The sequence below is a fragment of the Campylobacter sp. 19-13652 genome, assembly GCF_019702925.1.
Classification (GTDB): domain Bacteria; phylum Campylobacterota; class Campylobacteria; order Campylobacterales; family Campylobacteraceae; genus Campylobacter_A.
This window is the reverse complement of the sequence record NZ_AP024713.1, coordinates 523,757-543,809: the sequence shown is the minus strand read 5'-3', so window position 1 is coordinate 543,809 and position 20,053 is coordinate 523,757. Positions and strand designations below refer to the sequence as shown.

Annotated in this window: 20 protein-coding genes; 10 read left to right on the top strand and 10 right to left on the bottom strand. The window is 41.0% G+C overall.

The annotated features are described in order from the left end of the window. Positions 1–8 precede the first annotated feature (8 nt). From gltX to LBC_RS02575, 3 genes are read left to right on the top strand one after another with little or no spacing between them, the layout of a single operon-like run. Positions 9–1,328 carry a glutamate--tRNA ligase gene (gene gltX / locus LBC_RS02585; protein WP_221254557.1) on the top strand — a complete coding sequence of 440 codons (1,320 nt, stop codon included), beginning with the start codon at positions 9–11 and terminating at the stop codon, positions 1,326–1,328. Then, positions 1,325–1,618, top strand: a complete 294-nt coding sequence (locus tag LBC_RS02580; RefSeq protein WP_221254556.1) for a YggT family protein — start codon at positions 1,325–1,327, stop codon at positions 1,616–1,618. Before gltX ends, LBC_RS02580 begins: the two co-directional genes overlap by 4 nt. Then, positions 1,615–3,228, top strand: coding sequence for a transglycosylase SLT domain-containing protein (locus LBC_RS02575; protein ID WP_221254555.1), 1,614 nt, complete (start codon positions 1,615–1,617; stop codon positions 3,226–3,228). Before LBC_RS02580 ends, LBC_RS02575 begins: the two co-directional genes overlap by 4 nt. Here LBC_RS02575 and LBC_RS02570 read toward each other — a convergent pair. Next, complete coding sequence (locus LBC_RS02570; protein ID WP_221254554.1) at positions 3,173–3,631, bottom strand: hypothetical protein; 459 nt, start codon at positions 3,629–3,631, stop codon at positions 3,173–3,175. The two genes, LBC_RS02575 and LBC_RS02570, sit on opposite strands and share 56 nt — an antisense overlap. Before the next feature lie 115 nt (positions 3,632–3,746). On the opposite strand from LBC_RS02570, the gene mobB reads away from it, so the two are divergent. From mobB to LBC_RS02545, 5 genes are read left to right on the top strand one after another with little or no spacing between them, the layout of a single operon-like run. Next, entirely contained in the window at positions 3,747–4,226 is a 480-nt protein-coding gene (gene mobB / locus LBC_RS02565; RefSeq protein ID WP_221254553.1) for a molybdopterin-guanine dinucleotide biosynthesis protein B, read from the top strand. After that, positions 4,226–5,068 (top strand): class 1 fructose-bisphosphatase, encoded by an 843-nt coding sequence (locus LBC_RS02560; protein ID WP_221254552.1) that lies wholly within the window; start codon positions 4,226–4,228, stop codon positions 5,066–5,068. The genes mobB and LBC_RS02560 overlap by 1 nt, the downstream gene beginning before the upstream one ends. Next, a complete protein-coding gene (locus LBC_RS02555; protein WP_221254551.1) occupies positions 5,065–5,259 on the top strand; it encodes a hypothetical protein in 195 nt (64 codons plus the stop codon). Before LBC_RS02560 ends, LBC_RS02555 begins: the two co-directional genes overlap by 4 nt. A gap of 14 nt (positions 5,260–5,273) precedes the next feature. Beyond that, positions 5,274–7,184 carry a methionine--tRNA ligase gene (metG, locus tag LBC_RS02550; protein WP_221254550.1) on the top strand — a complete coding sequence of 637 codons (1,911 nt, stop codon included), beginning with the start codon at positions 5,274–5,276 and terminating at the stop codon, positions 7,182–7,184. Continuing rightward, on the top strand, positions 7,185–8,264 hold the full coding sequence (locus LBC_RS02545) for a hypothetical protein (protein WP_221254549.1): 1,080 nt from the start codon (positions 7,185–7,187) through the stop codon (positions 8,262–8,264). It abuts the gene before it with no gap. 482 nt (positions 8,265–8,746) lie between these two features. Here the strand turns inward: LBC_RS02545 and LBC_RS02540 are convergent, their stop codons facing one another. The 9 genes from LBC_RS02540 to LBC_RS02500 are packed head-to-tail and all read right to left on the bottom strand — an operon-like array spanning position 8,747 to position 18,681. Then, complete coding sequence (locus LBC_RS02540) at positions 8,747–9,355, bottom strand: ComF family protein (protein WP_221254548.1); 609 nt, start codon at positions 9,353–9,355, stop codon at positions 8,747–8,749. After that, positions 9,356–10,054, bottom strand: coding sequence for a hypothetical protein (locus tag LBC_RS02535; RefSeq protein ID WP_221254547.1), 699 nt, complete (start codon positions 10,052–10,054; stop codon positions 9,356–9,358). It lies immediately after the preceding gene. Positions 10,055–10,106: 52 nt separating this feature from the next. Then, entirely contained in the window at positions 10,107–10,895 is a 789-nt protein-coding gene (locus LBC_RS02530; RefSeq protein ID WP_221254546.1) for an AAC(3) family N-acetyltransferase, read from the bottom strand. Next, the gene (locus tag LBC_RS02525; protein ID WP_221254545.1) at positions 10,895–11,119 is read right to left on the bottom strand and encodes a phosphopantetheine-binding protein; all 225 of its coding nucleotides are present in this window, start codon (positions 11,117–11,119) and stop codon (positions 10,895–10,897) included. The genes LBC_RS02530 and LBC_RS02525 overlap by 1 nt, the downstream gene beginning before the upstream one ends. Continuing rightward, positions 11,116–12,456, bottom strand: coding sequence for a DUF4910 domain-containing protein (locus LBC_RS02520; protein WP_221254544.1), 1,341 nt, complete (start codon positions 12,454–12,456; stop codon positions 11,116–11,118). The genes LBC_RS02525 and LBC_RS02520 overlap by 4 nt, the downstream gene beginning before the upstream one ends. Before the next feature lie 27 nt (positions 12,457–12,483). After that, complete coding sequence (locus tag LBC_RS02515; RefSeq protein ID WP_221254543.1) at positions 12,484–13,491, bottom strand: hypothetical protein; 1,008 nt, start codon at positions 13,489–13,491, stop codon at positions 12,484–12,486. Further along, positions 13,463–14,269 (bottom strand): formyltransferase family protein, encoded by an 807-nt coding sequence (locus LBC_RS02510; RefSeq protein ID WP_221254542.1) that lies wholly within the window; start codon positions 14,267–14,269, stop codon positions 13,463–13,465. The genes LBC_RS02515 and LBC_RS02510 overlap by 29 nt, the downstream gene beginning before the upstream one ends. Then, entirely contained in the window at positions 14,262–15,797 is a 1,536-nt protein-coding gene (locus LBC_RS02505; RefSeq protein WP_221254541.1) for an amino acid adenylation domain-containing protein, read from the bottom strand. Before LBC_RS02505 ends, LBC_RS02510 begins: the two co-directional genes overlap by 8 nt. 58 nt (positions 15,798–15,855) lie before the next feature. Further along, positions 15,856–18,681 (bottom strand): FAD-binding and (Fe-S)-binding domain-containing protein, encoded by a 2,826-nt coding sequence (locus LBC_RS02500; protein ID WP_221254540.1) that lies wholly within the window; start codon positions 18,679–18,681, stop codon positions 15,856–15,858. A 373-nt stretch (positions 18,682–19,054) separates the two neighbouring features. On the opposite strand from LBC_RS02500, the gene LBC_RS02495 reads away from it, so the two are divergent. Both LBC_RS02495 and LBC_RS02490 read left to right on the top strand, forming a co-directional pair. Continuing rightward, on the top strand, positions 19,055–19,243 hold the full coding sequence (locus LBC_RS02495; protein ID WP_221254539.1) for a hypothetical protein: 189 nt from the start codon (positions 19,055–19,057) through the stop codon (positions 19,241–19,243). A gap of 314 nt (positions 19,244–19,557) precedes the next feature. Continuing rightward, positions 19,558–19,755, top strand: a complete 198-nt coding sequence (locus tag LBC_RS02490) for a hypothetical protein (protein WP_221254538.1) — start codon at positions 19,558–19,560, stop codon at positions 19,753–19,755. The last annotated feature ends 298 nt before the right edge of the window (positions 19,756–20,053 follow it).

The window sequence follows — 20,053 nt, the reverse complement described above, 5'->3', positions numbered from 1 at the left end:
TTTATATAATGTATCGCTTTGCACCATCCCCAACAGGAGATATGCACATAGGAAATTTAAGGGCTGCTATTTTTAATTACATCTGCTCATTACAGGATAAAAGTGGCTTTATACTACGCATAGAAGACACCGACACTGAGCGCAACATAGACGGAAAGGGCGAGGAGATAAAAAAAATCCTAGCCATTTTTGGCATAAAATGGGACGCCGAATATATCCAAAGCGAAAATTTAAAATTCCACCGCCAGCTAGCCAGTCAGCTACTCATAAACAAAAAAGCCTTTGCCTGCTTTTGCACACCTGATGAACTAGAAGCCAAAAAAGAAGCCGCCAAAGCCTGCGGCGAAGCATACCGATATGACGGCACTTGCGAGAGGCTAAGTGATAGCGAAGTACTGGAAAATGAAAAGCCATTTGTCATTAGGATGAAAAAGCCGGAACGGGTGATGAGCTTTACGGATTTAATAAAAGGCGAGCTTAGCTTTGAGCCAGACGCGATTGATAGCTTTGTAATTATGCGTGCGGATAAGACGCCGACATATAATTTTGCCTGCGCTGTTGATGATATGCTAGAAGGTGTTACCTGTGTCATTCGCGGAGAAGATCACACCAGCAACACGCCAAAGCAAGAGTTAATTAGAGAGGCACTTGGATACAATGAGCGCATAAGCTACGCACACCTACCCATAATCCTAAACGAAGATGGTAAAAAAATGAGCAAGCGTGATAACTCATCAAGTGTAAAATGGCTACTTGAGAGCGGATTTTTACCCGAGGCTATTACAAATTATCTCGTGCTACTAGGCAATAAAACTCCGGTTGAAATTTTTACCATGAGCGAAGCTGCGCAGTGGTTTGATATTAAAAATGTCTCGCGCTCTCCAGCTAGATTTGACATAAAAAAACTAGAGCAGATAAACAGAGAGCACATTCGCCTAGCAAATAATAAGAGGCTTTCTGAGATTACTGGTTTTACTGATGAAACAAAGCTTAGCTTGGTGCGATTTTACACGCAAGAAAGCTCACTTTTAACTGAGATTATAGAGAGGGTAAATTTAATATATAATAATGAAAAGCAATTTAGTAGCGAGCATCTAGCAAATATTAACCAAATAAGAGCTTCAATAGACGATATGCTGGCTACTGGCGCGCCAAAAGATTATGATGAATTTAAAAAGCAGCTTATGGGTGCGACAAATTTAAAAGGAAAGTCGTTTTTTATACCGCTTAGACTACTGCTAACAGGCAGTGAGCATGGCCCAGAACTAAGCGAGCTATACCCCATAATCTCGAAAGATCTAAAAGCCATAATAAAGGAAAAAGCATGATAGTATCAACATTTTTAATGGCACTTGCAAATATATTTCACTCCATTATTCAAATTTACATCTGGGTTATTATAATATCAGCCCTGCTTAGCTGGGTGCGCCCTGATCCTTTTAACCCCATAGTATCGCTGCTTTATAGGCTCACAGAGCCAGCGTATGCGCTAGTTAGACGGGTTGTGCCGACTGCTATTGGCGGATTTGATGTAGCACCTATTATTGTTTTGCTTGGGCTTCAGTTTATAGATCAATTTGCCATAACCTTACTTTATAAAGTGGCTGCTGGATTATGAGAGCCTTTTGCCTAATTGCCACATTAGTCCTTGCTAGGATATTAAATGCTGGCGTGATAGAATTTGATGAGCTTATTAATAAGCCTTCTGGAAACGCAAAGGATTATTACATTTACAGGCTTTTAAAATCAAAAGAGGTGAGTAAAGAGCAGGCGCAAATTTTAAATAAAGAGCTAAGCAGGAAGTCAAATTTAATAGAAAAACTCCTAGCCAAAATCCTGCCACCCACCCCACAAAAGCCATCAGAATGTGACGGCATAAAGCTAGGTGAGATACTAAAAGCAAGTCCTGAGTGTCAAGCAAAACTAAGCACAATACAAAGAGCACTTAAGCTAAGTCCGCAAACTAGAGAGCAAATCGCTAAAAATATAGCCGACAAATTCCCCAAAAAAGCGCAAACTTTATTAGGGCTAAATGAGCCTTCGCCTTCGCTTTTTTACGCAAACAATGGCTACACGGCTAGCTTTTTATCGCTATTTAATACCCTAGATGAGGAAAGCAAAAGCAAAGAATTTATGCAAGAATATCCAAAAGAATTTATGCAAGCCTTTTATTCGCAAAATGGCTTTAGAGCGCTCTTAACAAGCCTTACAACCCAGCAAATCATGACTGAGTTTAGGGCAAATTTTTTAAAAATTTCCCCAGAAACAACAGCCAAAGATAGCGCATTTATGCTGGGCGTAAACGCACTAAGCCTAGGACAAAAAGAGATCGCACTTGAATTTTTCGCCCAAGCAGCAAAGACATACGAGGCTGGATTTAGCCAAGACAATGCGCTATTTTGGGTGTATAAGCTAGGCGATAATGAAAATGCGCTAAAAAGCCTAGCAAAAAGTAGCAATTTAAACATTTACAGTCTGCTTGCAAAAGAGTTAACAGAGGCCGATGAGTTTGAGATAATAGTACCAAAGCCTGAGCTTAAATTTATACAAGGCTTTAACGAAAAAGATCCATTTGCATGGCAAGAGCTAAAAGCTAAGGCAAAAGGGCTAAATAAGTACGAGCTAGAAAAGCTGGCAAATAATTTTTACTCAAACGCAACACTAGGCGCTTACATCTACCTAATGCAACATGCAAAGGGCTGGGATAAAAACTACTTTGCCATGCCAAGCAATACCTCACTTGAGGGCTTAGCCCCAGAGAGACTAGCGCTTATTTACGCCTTAGCTAGGCAAGAAAGCCATTTTATACCCTCATCTATCTCATCATCATTTGCACTAGGCACTATGCAGTTTATGCCATTTTTGGCAAACGATATAGCAAAGCAAAAGCTAAAGCTAAGCAAATTTGACCAAGATGAGATGTTTGACGATACTCAGGCTTTTAAATTTGCAAATATCCACCTCTCATACTTGCAAAAATACCTACCTCATCCACTTTTTATAGCCTACGCATATAACGGTGGGATAGGGTTTACTAGGCGAATGCTGGCAAAAGAGCATATGTTTAAAGCAGGTGAGTTTGAGCCATTTTTATCAATGGAGCTAGTGCCTTATTCAGAGAGTAGAATTTATGGTAAAAAGGTACTAGCAAACTATATAATATACATGCGACTCATCGGTGCCAATATAAAGACCGAGACACTTTTACAAAGTCTAATTTCGCAATAAATCCCCCAACACCCAAATCAAGTCTGAGGCTTTTAGCCTCTAAGGCTGGGGCTTTTACTATATAATAGCTTGCCCACGGCAGATAAAAGCCAAGCCCCTTTGCCACCTCATCGCTTGTACGCTCTATGCTCGCTGCACCCACACCCTCTAAAACAGCGCTATCAAAGCTAGCACCAGCTGGCGATACAGCCACGCCAAAGACCTCCTCATCTAGCTTTTTTGGATATTTTACAGGGTTTAAATAGCTAGCAACGACTAAAACACTTCCTTGTTCTGATATAAAGCTTGCCTTATCGGTATACTCTAAAAGCTCGTTTTTTGCCGCTTGCTCTGGCGTATCTACACTGGCGCAACCATAAAAAAATAATCCCACAAAAAAAGCCACCACCAAAGTAAATCTCATCACGCTTCCTTAAATTTAATTATCGTAATTTTAGCATTTTATCCTAAAATGCTCATAATTCTTAAAGCAAGATTGCGATATAATCTGCACCAAATTTAAAGCAAGGTTTATCTAAATGAGGCGTTTAGCAGTGGCGTTTTCTGGACCGTCAAATAGCGGTAAAACCACCCTAATACTAAAAGTAGCAGAAAATTTTATAAAAAGTGGGCTAAAAGTAGCTATCATAAAGCACGACCCAGCCGACAAGGCGCAATTTGACGTTGAGGGCAAGGATAGCTATAAATTTAGCCAAACTGGAGCAGATGTCGTAGTCCTTAGCCCAACCAGGACGACATATTTTTCCCAAAGAAAAAGCGAACTAGAGGACGTGATAAAAATTCTACCAGATTTTGACGTGCTTTTAGTCGAGGGGCTAAAAAACCTACCACTGCCTAGGATAAGCGTCTTTAAAGATAGCATAGATGAGAGCTATTTGCCATTTTCAGACGCCATAGCCACATATGAAAAAGTCACCCCATTTGGTTTAGAAAATATAGACCTAGGCGACACAGACAGAGTTTGTGAGTGGATTTTAAACAATGCAAAGGTAGTATGATGAATGAAATTTTAAAAGCTATAAAACTAGCCGCACCAAAAATAGCAGACGCACTAAAATACGCAGACAAAGGCTACGCTACAAGCGAAAATCAAACAGGCGACAGACAGCTAAAGCTTGATATTTTAAGCGATGAGATAATCTTTAACGAGCTTAAAAAATGCCAAAGCATAAAAGCCATCATAAGCGAGGAAAGAGAGGGCGCAGATGAGATAAATCCAAACGGCAAGTATATCGTCGCTTACGACCCACTTGACGGAAGTAGCTTGGTGGATGTGAATTTTTCAGTTGGCTCTATTTTTGGTATATATGAGGGCGAGGCTATAGCGTCAAATTTAAAAGCAGCAGTTTATACCATTTATGGCGCACGACTTGAGCTAGTAAGTGCGCTGGAGAATGAGGCAGTAAAGCTTTATCAGCTGGGCAAAGACGGTGAGTTTGGCTTTGTCAAAGAGATAGCACTAAGTCAAAAAGGCAAGCTAAACGCCACTGGAGCGACACAAAAAGGCTGGAGCGAAACGCACGCAAAGCTCGTACGAGCTTTATTTAACGAAGGCTACAGGCTAAGATATAGCGGAGCCATGGTGGCTGATTTGCACCAGATACTGCTAAAAGGCGGCGGACTTTTTAGCTATCCAGCCACCACAGACGCACCAAATGGCAAGCTAAGGCTTCTTTTTGAAGTACTGCCTTTTGCCCTTATTTACGAAAGAGCTGGCGGAGAGGGCGTAGCTGCAAACGGGACGAGGCTTTTGGATATAAAAGTAAATAGCTTTCATCAAACAAGCCCTTGCTATTTTGGCTCAAAATACGAGATAAACGAGGTAAAAAACAGCCTATGAACGAGCAAAAAGACGAATACGAACTAAGGCTAGATGAGACGATAGAGGAGCTGACGCAGTGTCATGCTAAACTAGGAGTAAGAAGCTGTGTGGATTGTGAGCAGGTATTTACTTGTAAGATCCGCTCAGCCTACGTAGATGCCGTGTATGCGTCTATGTCAAAGGGCGCTTCTGGCGGATTTGATTTTTAAAATTAGGAAAAAATATGGATAAATTTTACGTTACTACACCGATTTATTATGTAAACGATGTGCCACACATCGGACACGCATACTCGACAATAATAGCCGATACCATAGCACGCTATCACAGGCTAAATGGGGCAGAGACTTACTTTATGACTGGCACTGACGAGCATGGTCAAAAGATAGAGCAAGCAGCAGCAAATAAAGGCAAAAGTCCAAAGCAGTACGCAGATGAGATTAGTGCTAAATTTAAAGAGCTTTGGGATGAATTTGAAATAAGCTATGATTATTTTATTAGAACAACTGATGAATCACACAAGCTAACAGCCCAGCTTGCATTTGAGAAAATGTATGAAAAAGGCGACATTTACAAAGGCGAATATGAGGGCTTTTACTGCGTTAGTTGCGAGACATTTTTCACTCAAACGCAGCTACTTGACGGTGGTTGCTGTCCTGATTGCGGGCGCCCTACTACGGTAGTAAAAGAGGAGAGCTACTTTTTTGCGCTATCAAAATACGAGGACGCACTACTAAAGTGGTATGAGGAAAACGATGAGTGCATAGTGCCAAAAGGCAAGAAAAACGAAGTCGTAAGCTTTGTAAAAGGCGGGCTAAAAGATCTCTCTATTACACGTACTAGCTTTGACTGGGGAGTAAAGCTACCAAAAAGCTTAAACGAACCAAAACATGTGATGTATGTGTGGCTTGATGCGCTAATAAATTATCTAACTACGCTGGGATATGCACAAAATGACGCTAAAATGCGCTTTTGGGACTACACCACACATATCGTCGGCAAGGATATTTTAAGATTTCACGCGGTCTACTGGCCTGCATTTTTGCTAAGCCTTGGATTGCCGCTACCAAAGCGTATCGCAGCTCACGGCTGGTGGACAAAAGACGGAGAAAAGATGAGCAAAAGCAAAGGCAACGTCGTAAATCCACACCTAGCCGCGCAGACTTATGGGCTTGAGGCATTTAGATACTTTTTACTTCGGGAGGTGCCGTTTGGTCAAGATGGAGATTTTAGCGAAAGAGCGCTTGTAGAGCGGATAAACTCAGAGCTTGCAAATGGGCTTGGAAACCTACTAAGCCGCACTGTGGGAATGAGTGCAAAATATAGTGATTACGAGATAAAGCAAAGTGGCGCAAGGGAGCTTTATAATGCAGAGCTAAATGAGGCAAAAACCCACATAAATGCGGCTCTAAGCAGCCTTGAGGGGCTTTCTACAAATCGCTATTTGGAGGAAATTTTTAAGATAGTCGCACTTGCAAATACAGCTATTGCAAAATATGAGCCTTGGAATTTAATCAAACAAGGTGAAAAAGATAAAGCAAACGCTCTAGTAGCCCTATGCGCAAATCTACTATCTCGCATAGCGCTTTTACTCGCTCCTGCTATGCCGCGCACCGCAGATAAAATAGCCACTACACTCGGCTTTAGCATCGACACGAACAGTTTTAATAGGCTTATTTTAAAAGATGAGCTTATTAGCTTTAAAGCCTCTCAAACAGCCGCACTTTTTGAAAAAGTCGAGGATAAGCAAGCATTTAGCCCAGCCACCACTGTGCAAGCAGAGCCACAAAATGAGGAGCAAGCTGATGAAATAAGCATAGATGAGTTTGCCAAATGCCTCATAAAAGCTGGCACCGTACTAGAGTGCGAGGCGGTAGAGGGTAGCGAGAAGTTGCTTAAATTTAAAATCGACCTAGGCGAAAAAGAGCCACGCCAAATACTCTCAGGTATAGCAAAATACTACACCCCCAATGAGCTAATCGGCAAACAAGTCTGCGTGCTAGCTAATCTAAAGCCTAGAAAAATCATGAAACAGCTAAGCCAGGGCATGATACTAAGCGCAAAGGATGATGACGGCAAACTTACGCTTTTAAGCACACCTACAAAGGTGCAAAATGGGGCAATTATAGGCTAGATGAATATCTCAAACCTGGCCCGTCTTTTAAACGCCAAAATGCTAAACGAGCCTAGCGTTAGCTCAGTCAATAGCTTTTGCACCTCTCTTTCAAAGGTAAATAGAGGTGCGGCGTTTTTTGCTATAGATGATGATGGGGTGGTTATAAATGCTGCAATAAACGCAGGGGCTTACGCTATAATATCAGCAAATAATCCACAAAACAAAGACAGTGAAATAGCCTACCTAAAAGTGGAAAATATGCGTCAAGCGCTATTTCGATTTTTACGATTTTTTGCTGCTTCGTTAAGGATTAAATTTATCCTTGCCACACCGCTTGAGTTAAATTTACTCGCCCACATAAACACTCAGGCAAAAGCACTCATAGCGAAGGATATAAACGAGCTTTTTTACTGCGTGATAAACGCTAAAGGAGAGGAGATTATCTTTACAAGCGACGCCACTTTAATAAACGGAGTGAGTGAGGATTATATTAGGGTTAATACAGCTGATTTTGAGCCTATTAAAACCCCATCTATCTTTACAAGCTCGTTTATTGTTGATGATAAATTTTATGCAAACGTGCAAATCAGTGAGATCTTTGCACCAGAGCTTGCCGCATTAATATCATGCTTAAGCAGGCTTGGGGTATTTTTTAAACTTGGGGATTTTAGGGCATTTTTTCATTTTGAGCCAGTATTTATAAACGCAAAATTAGGTGCAGTCGAGTTTGGCACAAGTGAAAGAGCATTAATAGCAGTAGCAGACGCAAGCTTGTTCAAGCTAGTAGGAGAGAGGATAATTAGCCTAGCACCCGATACGATAGTGTGGCGGTATGGGGCTAGTGAGTTTATAAAAACTGCACTTGGCATCGATAAGATAAAAGAGCAAAACATAATCAAAGATGAGGCAAAAGAGCCAACACTTTTTACTCCACAAAAAGGCAAAGCAAGCCTGGATGCAGAGCTTTTGGAGGAAAAAACTAGACAGAGAATTGCTAGGCTTGATTTTAGATATGTCATTATAAACTCAAGCAAAGACGAGATACTAAATGCCCTAGACTTAGCTTACAAAAGCCACCAAGAGGTTAGCCTTTTTTAGAATTTGGCTTTGCGGAGGCGATAAATTTAACTTAAAAAGTGCGTTTTCCTAATTAAAGCTTAAAGATGAGGTAAAATCCGCAGACAAAATCAAATAATTCATGACAGCAATATTTTTAGCACATAGCAAAGCTTGACATAAAATTTAAAAAGTGTTAACAAGCAAAGCCTGATAAGCCCATTTGATTTTATAATAGACATGCTCACCCACGCACAGTTTTGCTAGGCTTTGCTACTACGCCATTTTGTGGGTACAAACTCGCCTATCCTAGTTGAAGCGAAACTGGACGCCAGCAAGTCGTATCGTAACACAAGCGATTAATAAGACGCTTATATACAGTCATGGGCTTTCATTTTAAATTTATAACACATATTAAGTTTAAAATTAGTGCCTTATTAAATAGTATAGATATGAATACTATAAATTTATCGTTTAACAAAGATAAATAAAAAGCGACTTTTAGAAAATTTAATATTTAAAAATTAGTACCTAGCATCAGCTAAAACAAGCCCAAAAAGCACATCAATGCCAGCCTCAACTAAAACCCTCCTAGCCTGCAAAATAGTAAGCCCAGAGGTTATCACATCATCTACTAATATTACTGGATTTTTTGGGCGCTTAAGTAGCTTAAAATTGCGAGGATTTTCTAGGCGAAACTGCATGCTTTTGCCACTATACTCTACGTCGCTACTTGAGTGAAGCACGGCATAAAGCGGGCGAATATGCTCGCATTTTAGCGCATGGGCTAAAATAGCTGTGTGAGAGTAGCCGTGCTTTAGCCTATCATCAATTGGTATCGCATTTATAGGGCAAGGAAAGCCAAACTCACGCTTAAACCTACCAAAGGCAATATTTGCAAGAGCCTTTAGTACAAAAGAGCCAACTAGCTTGTGTTTGCTTAAAATAAGGGGCTTTATTTCAGAGTAGTTGTAAAAATAATAAACGTTAAATTTATCCGCACTATCCGCACTCACTGCGTCAAATCTAGCCAGCTCAAGCCGCCTAGCCCCAACGCTAGGCTCGCCAAGCTCAAATCGGCACGTGGAGCAAAGAATCCTAAAACTAAATGCGCCACACATATAGCAGCGCATTTATCTACCTATTTGACTAACCTCATCCGCACTTTTTATAGCAGCTTGCTTGATTAAAAGCGAAGTAAAAAAGTCCATATCGCACCCCACTCCACAGCTTGTTACTTTGGCTGTTGAGACTATGTCTCGCTGGCGGTTTACCCTAGAACCGTTTAGACTTAGTTTACCGCCCATCCCAAGCTCTAAAATGCGGTTTGATGGATGATATGAGCCTATTAAAGTTCGCACCTCAAAATCAAGTCTAATAGAAGCTGGGCTTGGCTCATCAAGTACAATTATACCGCGACTTTTAAGCTCACTTTGCAAAAATAGATAGTAAAGCTCCTCAAGACTAAATCTAGGAGCATAAAAGCTATTTAAACCCTCATCGCTCATATAATTTAACACATTTACGTCTAAACGATTATCGGTGATACGGTGAATATAGACCTTTTTTAGCGTAAGTGAGGTATCTATGAGATTTCGCTTTAGACAGTGATTTAGCGCATCAGCACTACTATATTTAGCGCCGTCTATGACCACATCACCCCTGTTTTTAGACGCAGGCGAGCAGTCTATGGGTATTTTTAGTACACGCTCAAACATCAGCTTACTTGCCCTATCATTTTTAGGCTTATAAATCACTCCATCATAAGGCTCAGGGGAGCTAAAACAACCAGCAAAAATAAGAGAAATCAAAAACATAAAAGCGTATCGCATGTGTAAACCTTTGATAAATTTAAGCACAATTATATCAAACTGCGCCTTAAACTCACTCCTTAGTAGCTATAATAGCCATCTCATCAGCCCTTATTGCGCTTAGGAATTTATCCTTGTATCTAGCTGCATCAATTAGTACAATAGGCGCATTACCGACATTTTCTACCAAAAAATTATCACTTTGCTTTAAAAGCTCTATTTGCTTATTTAAATCAGCCTCGCTGGGTCTATCTAAATGCCTAACATAATAAAGCACGCTCCACACGCCAACCCTGCGCGCCTCATCAATTATCTCGCCTTTAAATTCCTTATAAAATCTATAAGAAACTCCAGCCTCCTCCTCGACATAGTGAGTAAACGTAAAACCCTTTTCCATTGTGCCGAGTATTAAAATTTTACCGCCTACTTGAGCTAGCACGTCATATACGCTACCCTTGCCTAAACAGGTCTTAGAAGGCATTAAAAACATCTCTTTCTTTGCACCAGATACCGCAAAGGAAAATATAGGATCTCTTGTGCGACTAACTCCACTAAGCTTTCTAAAATACTCACCCAAAACACCCACCGTAGATCTTGAATTAAGCATGTCATAAGGCTCATTTTTACAAAAGCTATAAGTAAAAGTCGGAATTATTATAGTACCACTCTCACCCACCGCACTTTTTAAAGCACCAACAATCTGCGATAAAAACTTCTCTTTTTTAACAAGCAACGCACCAAATGAGATAAGTTCTGAATGCACGCAGATAGTGTCGCCTTGCTTAACGCCAAGGCGACGCAGAGCAGCTAGGACGTCACTAGCACCAAACTCCCTCTCGCCCTGCCTAAAAAGCGCGTCCATTAACCAAAGGCTCGCTTTAGCATATCGCTAATCGCGCTAAAGCTTTCAAAGTTTTGCAGCTCTATAAATTTAGCATCAAGCATCTTTTTATGGCGCTTTTCAATAGCTTCAACAAGCGCCATTATATCCATGCTATCTATCACGCCACTGCTTACTAATGCGCTCTCATCGGCACTTACATCACCTCGTCCTATCTCAGCAAAAAGCTCTTTTATCTCATTCATTCTCTCTCCTTTATCAGTCCCTTTTCTTCACATTTTTGGGCTATTTCTCTTAGTTCGCTAGCCTTTATACCTAAAATATTGGCTATTTCTATCACGTCTTTTTTGCCGTCTACAAAGGCTAAAAAATCACGGTATATATAAGCACTTTTTGAATTTGAAGCACTTGAGAGCGTCGGATAAAGCCCTCTTTTACCTAGATTTGGCTCGCAAAATACCAAAGGCTCATAAATTTTATTTGCCTCGATCGCAAGCACTGCGTCTTTTACAGCGTTAAATCCGCCTAAAAGCCCACTAGGAGTTACGACACTACCTAGCGCATCAAGGCTGGTATGATACTCAGGATAGCAGCCGTATTTTGAGCGCATTATATCACAAACTGGTAAATTTACAAGCGGTGAGCAGTACTGCCTCTCATCGCTTCCACGACTGGTAAAATCGTAGCTTTTATACCCACTATCTATCATTGACAGTGCATGCTTTGTAGCTCTATCAGCTAGGGTATCGCCGCTTGGGCTTGCTAGGTAGGAGTAGGCTCTATCATCGCCTATGCAAGTAAGCACAAAACCAGCCCTAACGCGCTCTTTTAGGGTGTTTAAATTTTTATTAATATAGCAGATCGAGCCTATGGTCTCAGGCACGATAACAAAACGATAATCGTAGTTTCTCTCTGGTAGCTCACGGACATATGCTAATAAGCCAGCAAGTACCGTAGGACCGCTTAGCTCGTTGTTTGCCATTTGAGGGTGACAAAGATAGCTTGATATTAGTATCTCGCCCTTGCTTTTTGAGGTTGCTTTTATAATACAGTCTGCGTAGTTTAGCTCACCTTTAAAATGGCGTGATTTAATGACTGCTCTATAAGTACCTGGTTTTAGGCTTTTACGCTCATTTTCGCTCATGCAAAATCCCCACCTACTCTGATAATAGCTAGTGATATATGGTATAGCATCAGGCATATCGGGCAAGCTATAGATATGCTCGCTAAGCTCCTCAAGACTAAGGCTAACATCAACTGCAGTCGAATACCCCACCACATGCAATCTATGAGCGTTAAAATCACATATCTTTTTACCATCTGGCGTGATGATATAAGCCTCCTCGCACTCCCACTCATCAGGCACAACCCAGTCATATACCTGTGTGCCACTTGGTACACTATGAAGCTTTAGTGCTGGATTAAATTTATCGTCGCACCCCCCCCCATGACCTAAATATTCATTAATCAAAGCAACACTATCACGAAAGCCCTGCCCTGTGATACTGCGTGGAAGTGGTAAAAGCTCCTCGCACATAGCATATAAACTACCGCCGATATCATCTAGTTTGATCTTTGGCATCTCTCTCCTTTTTTGGGTGCGATTATATCATTTCTCGGCTAAAATACTAGCCTTAATCTTACTAAATTCAATCTCACAAAAGAGCGAATTTAAGCTAATACCTGTGCCATAGCTTGCCAAAAGCGCAGTGCTTTTTGGTTTTATGCTTGCATGATTTTTCACATAAAGGGCTAAATTTAAAGGTATATTGTTAATATCTGTATTAGCGTATTTTTTTAGAGACAAGCTCACACACTGATTGTCGCTTAGCCCCAGCGTTCCTTTTAATCTTGAAGCAAAAAACTCACTAGGTAGGTGAAAAAAACAGGGCGTATCATCGCTAAAATACGCACCCAAAGAGCCAGTGAAGTCCTTAAAAAATGGCGGAAATTTATCAAAGACTTCATTAAAAAAGCTAGAATTATCAAGGCTTACATAATCATTTGCTACCATTTTATTATACCCACCAAATGGCGCAGTCTCAACGCAGGCTAGCTCACTTAGACTTAGCTCGCTAAAGCTTGGCTTAATTTCGCACTCTTTGCGCCTTATTATCAAAGCTGATGCACTGTCGCTAATGCTTGCTTTTTGCGCTAGATTATCTGGATCTAGGGATTTTGACTTAGTCGAAACGCAGCAAAGCAGGACGCTTTTAAATTTATCCAAAAGAAGATTTGCCATAAAAAGAGCCTTAACAAATCCAGAGCAAAACAGTTGCAAATCAAAGCATACCACCCTCTCATCAAGCCCCAAAGCCCTGTGCACGAGGTTTGAAGTAGCAGGAGCTAAAAAATCAGGCGTATGTGTAGCCACTACTAAACACTCAGCGCCTGCCACGCTAGCACTACTAAGCCCACTTATCGCTCTTAAACACAAATCGCTAGCAAACTCATCACTAGCACAGATATAATGCCCATTTATTCCGTGTGTCTTACAAAACTGAGAAATTTTTATCTCATTTAAACCAGCTAAAACCTCACTAGCACTCTCATAAACACTGCCAAAGGCAATACTAATCTCCTCAATACTAAATCCCTGTGCTACCCCCCCCCTCACGGCAATTTTTCTGGGAGTTTTTTGCGATTTTTACGTTTAGATCATCGCTTAAGCTCACATTAATTACATCTTCGCCCATCTGGTAAAATAAAACCTCTCTTTGTTTATCTAAATATTGCGTCCTAAGCCTAGGCAAAGCACCTCTAAATGCGCCCACATCATAAGCTAGCAAAAGCCGCCTAATCTCATCAAAGCTGGCGTTTAAATCAAGCACTCCACCACCTGGTAAATCCCTAAGCCCATGATACTCTCCGCCCTTAGCTGGCTTAAATTTATCCCTATCATAACTAGCCTCTTTTAGCCTTTCTAGTGTCTCTTTTAAGCTAGAAATAGCTAGTGTGTGCTGGGCTAGAAGCAGTCTTGCAGCGCTCATATCTCGCGTAAGCTCCAAAGCCCTTTGCGATATGATGCCACCTGTATCTATGCCACTGTCTACAATGTGCCATGATATACCAGCGCTAGCATCCCCCTCATAAACCGCCCAAACGTGAGCATTTACACCCTTGTGTCTCGGAAGGAGCGCGTTGTGATAATTTATTATTAGGTTATTTTGTATGCACTCAGGCTTAAAGATATAAAAGTTATTTGCACTTATTATCAAGGCATTACGCAAGGAGTTAAAATAGCTATCTCGCTCATCTTTTTTAAGCACCAAGCTAGCCCCTAGCTCCTCTTTAAAACTTACCCTAAGCGCACTTTTTGCAAAAAATTCACTCGCTATCTTAGCGCATTCATTCGCCACTCGCGAAAAGCCAACGACAATAATATCGCTAAACACGAGCACCATCCATGGACTTAAGTCTGGCTAAAAGTACTTTGCGGTCAATTTTGCCGTTTGCATTTAGGATAAATTTATCCACTCTAAAAACTAAAGACGGCACCATGTATGGAGCAAGCTTTTTGCTCAACGCCGACTTTAGCTCAAGCTCGCTACTAGCTTCATAAAAAAGCGCCAAATTATTACCATCAAAGACACATGCGCTACGCTTTACACCATCAATCGCACTTGCAACCGCCTCTATTTCGCCTAGCTCTATGCGATGTCCTTTTAGCTTTATCTGGCTATCAATCCGCCCAAAGCAGATAAGCTCACCAAACTCATTAAACGCCACCACGTCCCCAGTTCGATAAATTCGCTCAGCGTATGCGCTTTGCAGAGGATTTTGGATAAATACCTCATCAGTGCGAGCTTTATCATCATAATACCCCACGCTAAGCCCGCTACCACGGACGTAAAGCTCTCCTCTTTCACCAGCATTTTGAGGCATTATCTGCTTCATATTTTCATCAAACACAAGCACTTCGGTATTTTCGCACGCCCCACCAATAGGCAAAATCTCATCGTCGCCAAACTCACGATTTACAATATAAAACGTACACACGTCCGTTATCTCGGTTGGTCCGTATAAATTTGCATAAAGCGCGTCTGGGACATGAGTGCGCCATATATTTAGCTGCTTAGTCGGCATTACCTCGCCACAAAATAGCACCCTTTTAAGCTTTAAATTTATACTATTAAGCGCATTTGTATTTGCAAAATATACTAGCACAGAAGGCACCCAAAATATACTATTTACGCCGTTTTGCTCTAGCAAGCTAAGCACTCTAAGAGGAAAGGCAAAGAGTGCGTTTGGCACTATTAAAAGCCCTGCGCCCACAGCTATGGTCGAATAAATATCCAAAATGGAGTTATCAAAGTAAAATGGAGCCTGATTTGCAAAGACGTCGCTACTTGAGAGATTAAATTTATTACACACCCAAAACGTATAATCAATCACACTTTTATGTGTAATCGCAACACCCTTTGGTACTCCAGTACTACCTGATGTAAAAAGCACGTAAGCCAAATCCGTATCAATAATCTCCCTAGCACGATTTTTAAGTAGCACACTATCGGCAGTAAAGCTTTCAAATTCGCTGGTAAATATCGCCTCTTTATCAAGCTCTTTAAAGTTAGAAAAGCTAGTCTCATCGCTAATAATTAGCGCTGGAGCTAGCTTATCGCACACCGCAAGCACCCTATCAATAGGAGTTTTCTCATCAAGCACACTGTAAAAATTTCCGCTCTTTGCCACAGCTAAAAACGCCACAAGCGCATCTATGCCCTTTGGCAAAAGCACCAAAACTGGCTGCTTTTTTAACCCTCGTCTAATAAGCTCACTTGCTAAAGCGTCCACTCTAGCTGCATAAGTTGCATAGCTAATGCAACTCTCACCAAAAATAAGTGCAGTATTATCTGGATATAGCAATGCCGCCCTATCTAGCAGGTCGCTGACACATTTTGGATAAAAAAGTTCATTTTGCATATTTTTCCTTTAACTTAAATAAAAATATAACATAACAAATCTTAAATTTATCCCCTTTTTAGCAACAGCTATCAAGCAGATATGCCACATTTATAAATGGCACATTAGCCGCACTGCTTAACCCTATCTCGCAGGTTGAGGAGGTGCTTACACCCATGGTTATGAGCTTAAATTTAGCCTCTTTTTTTAGATCTTTTGTAGCACTTATATTTAATTCAGGTGTAAAAAAGCCCTTCTGCCCTGCAAAACCACAACAAGCAAAGCTATCTATATTATAAACTCTGCTAGCACAAGCTTTGGCGATGAGTTCGATAAATTCATCTTTTTTTACCTTTTTTAGCTCACACTGCTTATGCACCAGCACCCCAGCCTCGCGTGGCTTTATGCTAAGAAGCGGTAACAAAGAGTAAAGATACTCGCTAAGCTCATAAATTCTTAGCCCAGCACCCTTTGCGGCATGTGTGATAGTGTGCGCAAAGCAGGCGGAGTGATCCATAACTATATCTATCTCGCCATTTTGACTTGCCTCTTTTAGCCACAATATTAGCTCATCGCCCTTTTTGTGCGATATGTCCTCATAATTTTCAAAGCCAAGACCACAGCACATTTTACTAATCCCATCTGGATAAATCACACTAACCCCAGCCTTAGCGCAAATGCTCTCAAAGACCTCTTGCAGGCTTCTAGTATCCTCAAAGCTTGGGTTTGGCGCAAAGGCACGATTTATACAGGTGCTAAAGTAAATCACGCGTTTAGCTCCGCCGTTTTCTCGGCTTTTTAGGGCGTATTTATTTGCACTTGGCATGACTTCTGGCGCATATGGCAAATTTTGACTTAGCTTTCTAGCTAGACTTGTAACACGGCTTAAATTCTTAGCCCCTATCACACGGCTAACCCCACTAGCCACACCTAAAGCAAAGCGCGCAACAGCAACTGTTTTACCCATATCGGCACCCACTTTTTGGGCTATTTTTTCTGTATTTTTAAAGGCTTTTTTACGCAGGCTTAACGCGATATTTGCCGTGTCAATCCCCAAAGGACAAAGCAAAGAACACATAGAACAAGCCGCACAGGTCTGCTGCCCATAATAATCATACCCATCCTTAAGCTCAGCCACAAGTGCGCTATCTCCAGCTTGCTCAAGACGCGCCATCTCACGCAACAAGCCTATGCGCTGGCGAGGAGTAAGGGTGAGGTCGCGGCTTGGGCAGTTTCGCTCACAGGCCCCACACTCAATACAGGTGTTATAAAGTGCATCTATCTCACTCATCGCTTTTAAATTTTTGCGATAAATTTCTGGATCATCTGTGATTATTACGTCTGGATTTAAGAGATTTGCAGGGTCAAAAATGGCCTTTATGCGGCGGTTTATGTCATATGCTTTAGCGCCCCACTCAAGCTCGACAAAAGGCGCTATCATGCGCCCAGTACCATGCTCTGCTTTTATGGAGCCTTCCATTTTTGATACCTTATAACTTAGCTCCTCAACTAAATCCGCAAAAGCGTTATACTCACTAGGGTTGTTAAAATCAGGCGTGATGATAAAGTGCAGATTTCCAGCCAAAGCGTGTCCAAAAATGATAGCATTATCACTAAAGCCGTACTTTTTAAAAAGCTCACTAAGCATCGCCACGCCAGCGCAAAAATCATTTATCTTAAAGCACACATCCTCTGTTATAACTGTCGCACTTGGTCTACGAAATCCAGCAGCTATTGGCAAAAGCCCCTTACGTATTTTCCACCACACACCATAGACTGCTGGATCTTTACTAAAAGCATTTGGCTTTGCACTTGGAATATCGGCTAAAAGCTTTTCTATTTTTGATAAATTTATATCAAGCCTAGCCTCATCATCTGCTTCACTTTGGATTAGTATGCAGCTTGTCCCAACTGGCACCTCAAGCAGCTCAGGCGGTATGCCCTGCACGCCTTTTAAGCTCTTTAAGCTAGCATAATCCATCATCTCGGCTGCTGCTATCTCATCACGACTAAGCCCAGCTAGGCGAGTAACCGCTGTGGCTGCGTCATCTAAATTTGAATAAAACAAAAGTCCGCACCCAGTAGCACCAGCAAGCCTCACACACTCATAATCCACCCTACTAATAAATCCCAGCGTCCCCTCTGCACCTATGAATATATGATTTAAAATTTCTTTTATATCGCTAAAATCAAGCAAGCTGTTTATCGCATAGCCTGTGGTGTTTTTTATCTTGTATTTTCTAGCTATTAGCGCGCTTAACTCTGGGTCTTTTACTATCTCCTCGCGCAGATTTAAAAGCTCATTTACCATATAAGAGTGCGTCTGCATAAACTGCGCCACACTAGCCTCATCAGCCGTATCTAGCACAAAACCATCAAGCAAAATCACCCTAACTGACCTTACGGTATTATAGCTGTTTTGCGCCACGCCGCAGCACATACCGCTTGAGTTATTGCTATAAATTCCACCTATCATAGCGGTATTTATCGTGGCTGGGTCTGGTCCTATGCGTGTGCCAAATGGCTTTAAGCGCTCGTTTGCATCTGCGCCTATGACGCCTGGGGCTAGGCTTATTAGATTGCCATTTTCTTTTATCTCATAATCCCGCCAGCCCTCATTTGCCACGACTAAAACGCTATCGCTACAAGCCTGCCCAGATAGCGAGCTACCAGCTGCACGAAACGTAACTGGAGTAGAGCACTCAGAGGCTATTTTAAGTATAGCTATAACTTCGGCTTCATTTTTAACCTTAACGACTATCTTTGGTGTATAAGCATAACAGCTAGCGTCTATACCATATGCGTAACGAAGCAAATAGCTGTCATATACCCTATCTTTTAAAACCTCCTTTGCTAGATTTTTAAACTTAACGTAGTCTGCTTTAAACCACTTTAAGTGTTGCATGTGCTCTCCTTGGGGATAAATTAATCTGCATAATTTACAATATTTTTGCTTGCGTTTTTTATGGATTTTATAGATAAGGCTTTAAAAATTTATAAATGTGTTGCTTTTGGAAACACATTATCCACTCGCCAATTTAGAATTTAAATGTTTTTATAAGTTTGGGCATAATTCAAAAGATAAAAATTAAAAATTTACTAAATGCAAAAATGAAATAAAATCCCTGGCTTGGGATATTTCAGCAAGCATTTACTACCCAGATGACTTTAGCGATAGCAAAAAATATCCAGCCATCATCTGCACCCATCCAATAGGCAGCTGCAAGGAGCAAACCGCAGGCAACGTATATGCCACAGCCCTAGCTAAGGCTGGCTTTGTGGCGGTGGCATTTGACACTGGATTTCAAGGAGAAAGTGGTGGCGAGCCACGTAGGCTAGAGGAGCCATCATTAAGGGTGCTTGATTTTAAATACGTGTGTGATTATGTAATTGTAAATAGTGATAAAATAGGAGCACTTGGCGTCTGTGGCGTAATGCGGATATGCTATAAATGCAGCAATGAGTAAAAAGCGCTTTCGTGCAGTGGCTACGGTGTCTGGGGTGAATTTTGGTAGGCTTTATAGAGAGAGCGCTTTAGTGGATATGACCAAAACAGTGTTTTAGAGAATATGCTTAAGGTTAGAAATGCTGAGCCAAAAGGGCAGGAGAATTAAATACCATAGCGTAGATGAAGCTAAAAATCTGACGCTGACTTTGATGCAACTTATTATCCAAACCGAGTTTCAAAGCCAAACTGTGTAACAAATATAATACTCTTTAAGCAGCGGTGCGCTTGCTTGTGATGCGTTTAATCTAGTCGAGGCGTTATTAAACGCCTTTAATGGCGATCGTGGGCGACGTGGTAGGCAAGTTTGGTTCATATCACGATGGCTACGAGATAATCCGCAAAGCCGCCTCAAAAGACAAGGAACTAGTCGTGATAAAAGGGTATTCACACTATGATTTATACTACAAGCCAGCTACTACCTCACAAGCTCTTGAGAAAATCGTGCCATTTTTTAAAAAATATTTAGCCTAGACTAGCTACCTTAAAGCAAAAACCCAACTAGAGCTTGTCTAGATGGATTTTATAAATTTATGCTTTAAATTTGCATATTTAATGCAATCTGCTCCTATATAAGACGCTTAAGCACAAAACTTTGCTTTACTAACATAATCCATAGCTAGCACGAATTTAAATGCTTTAAATCCACATCACTTTATCTATGACTAAATTAATTTAACCCACAAAATCAATGAAAAGCAAAGCTTTTTAAATGAAATGCCTTATTTTAAAATAGTAATACAAGCTGGATTGTTTTAAAATGCGAAGTATT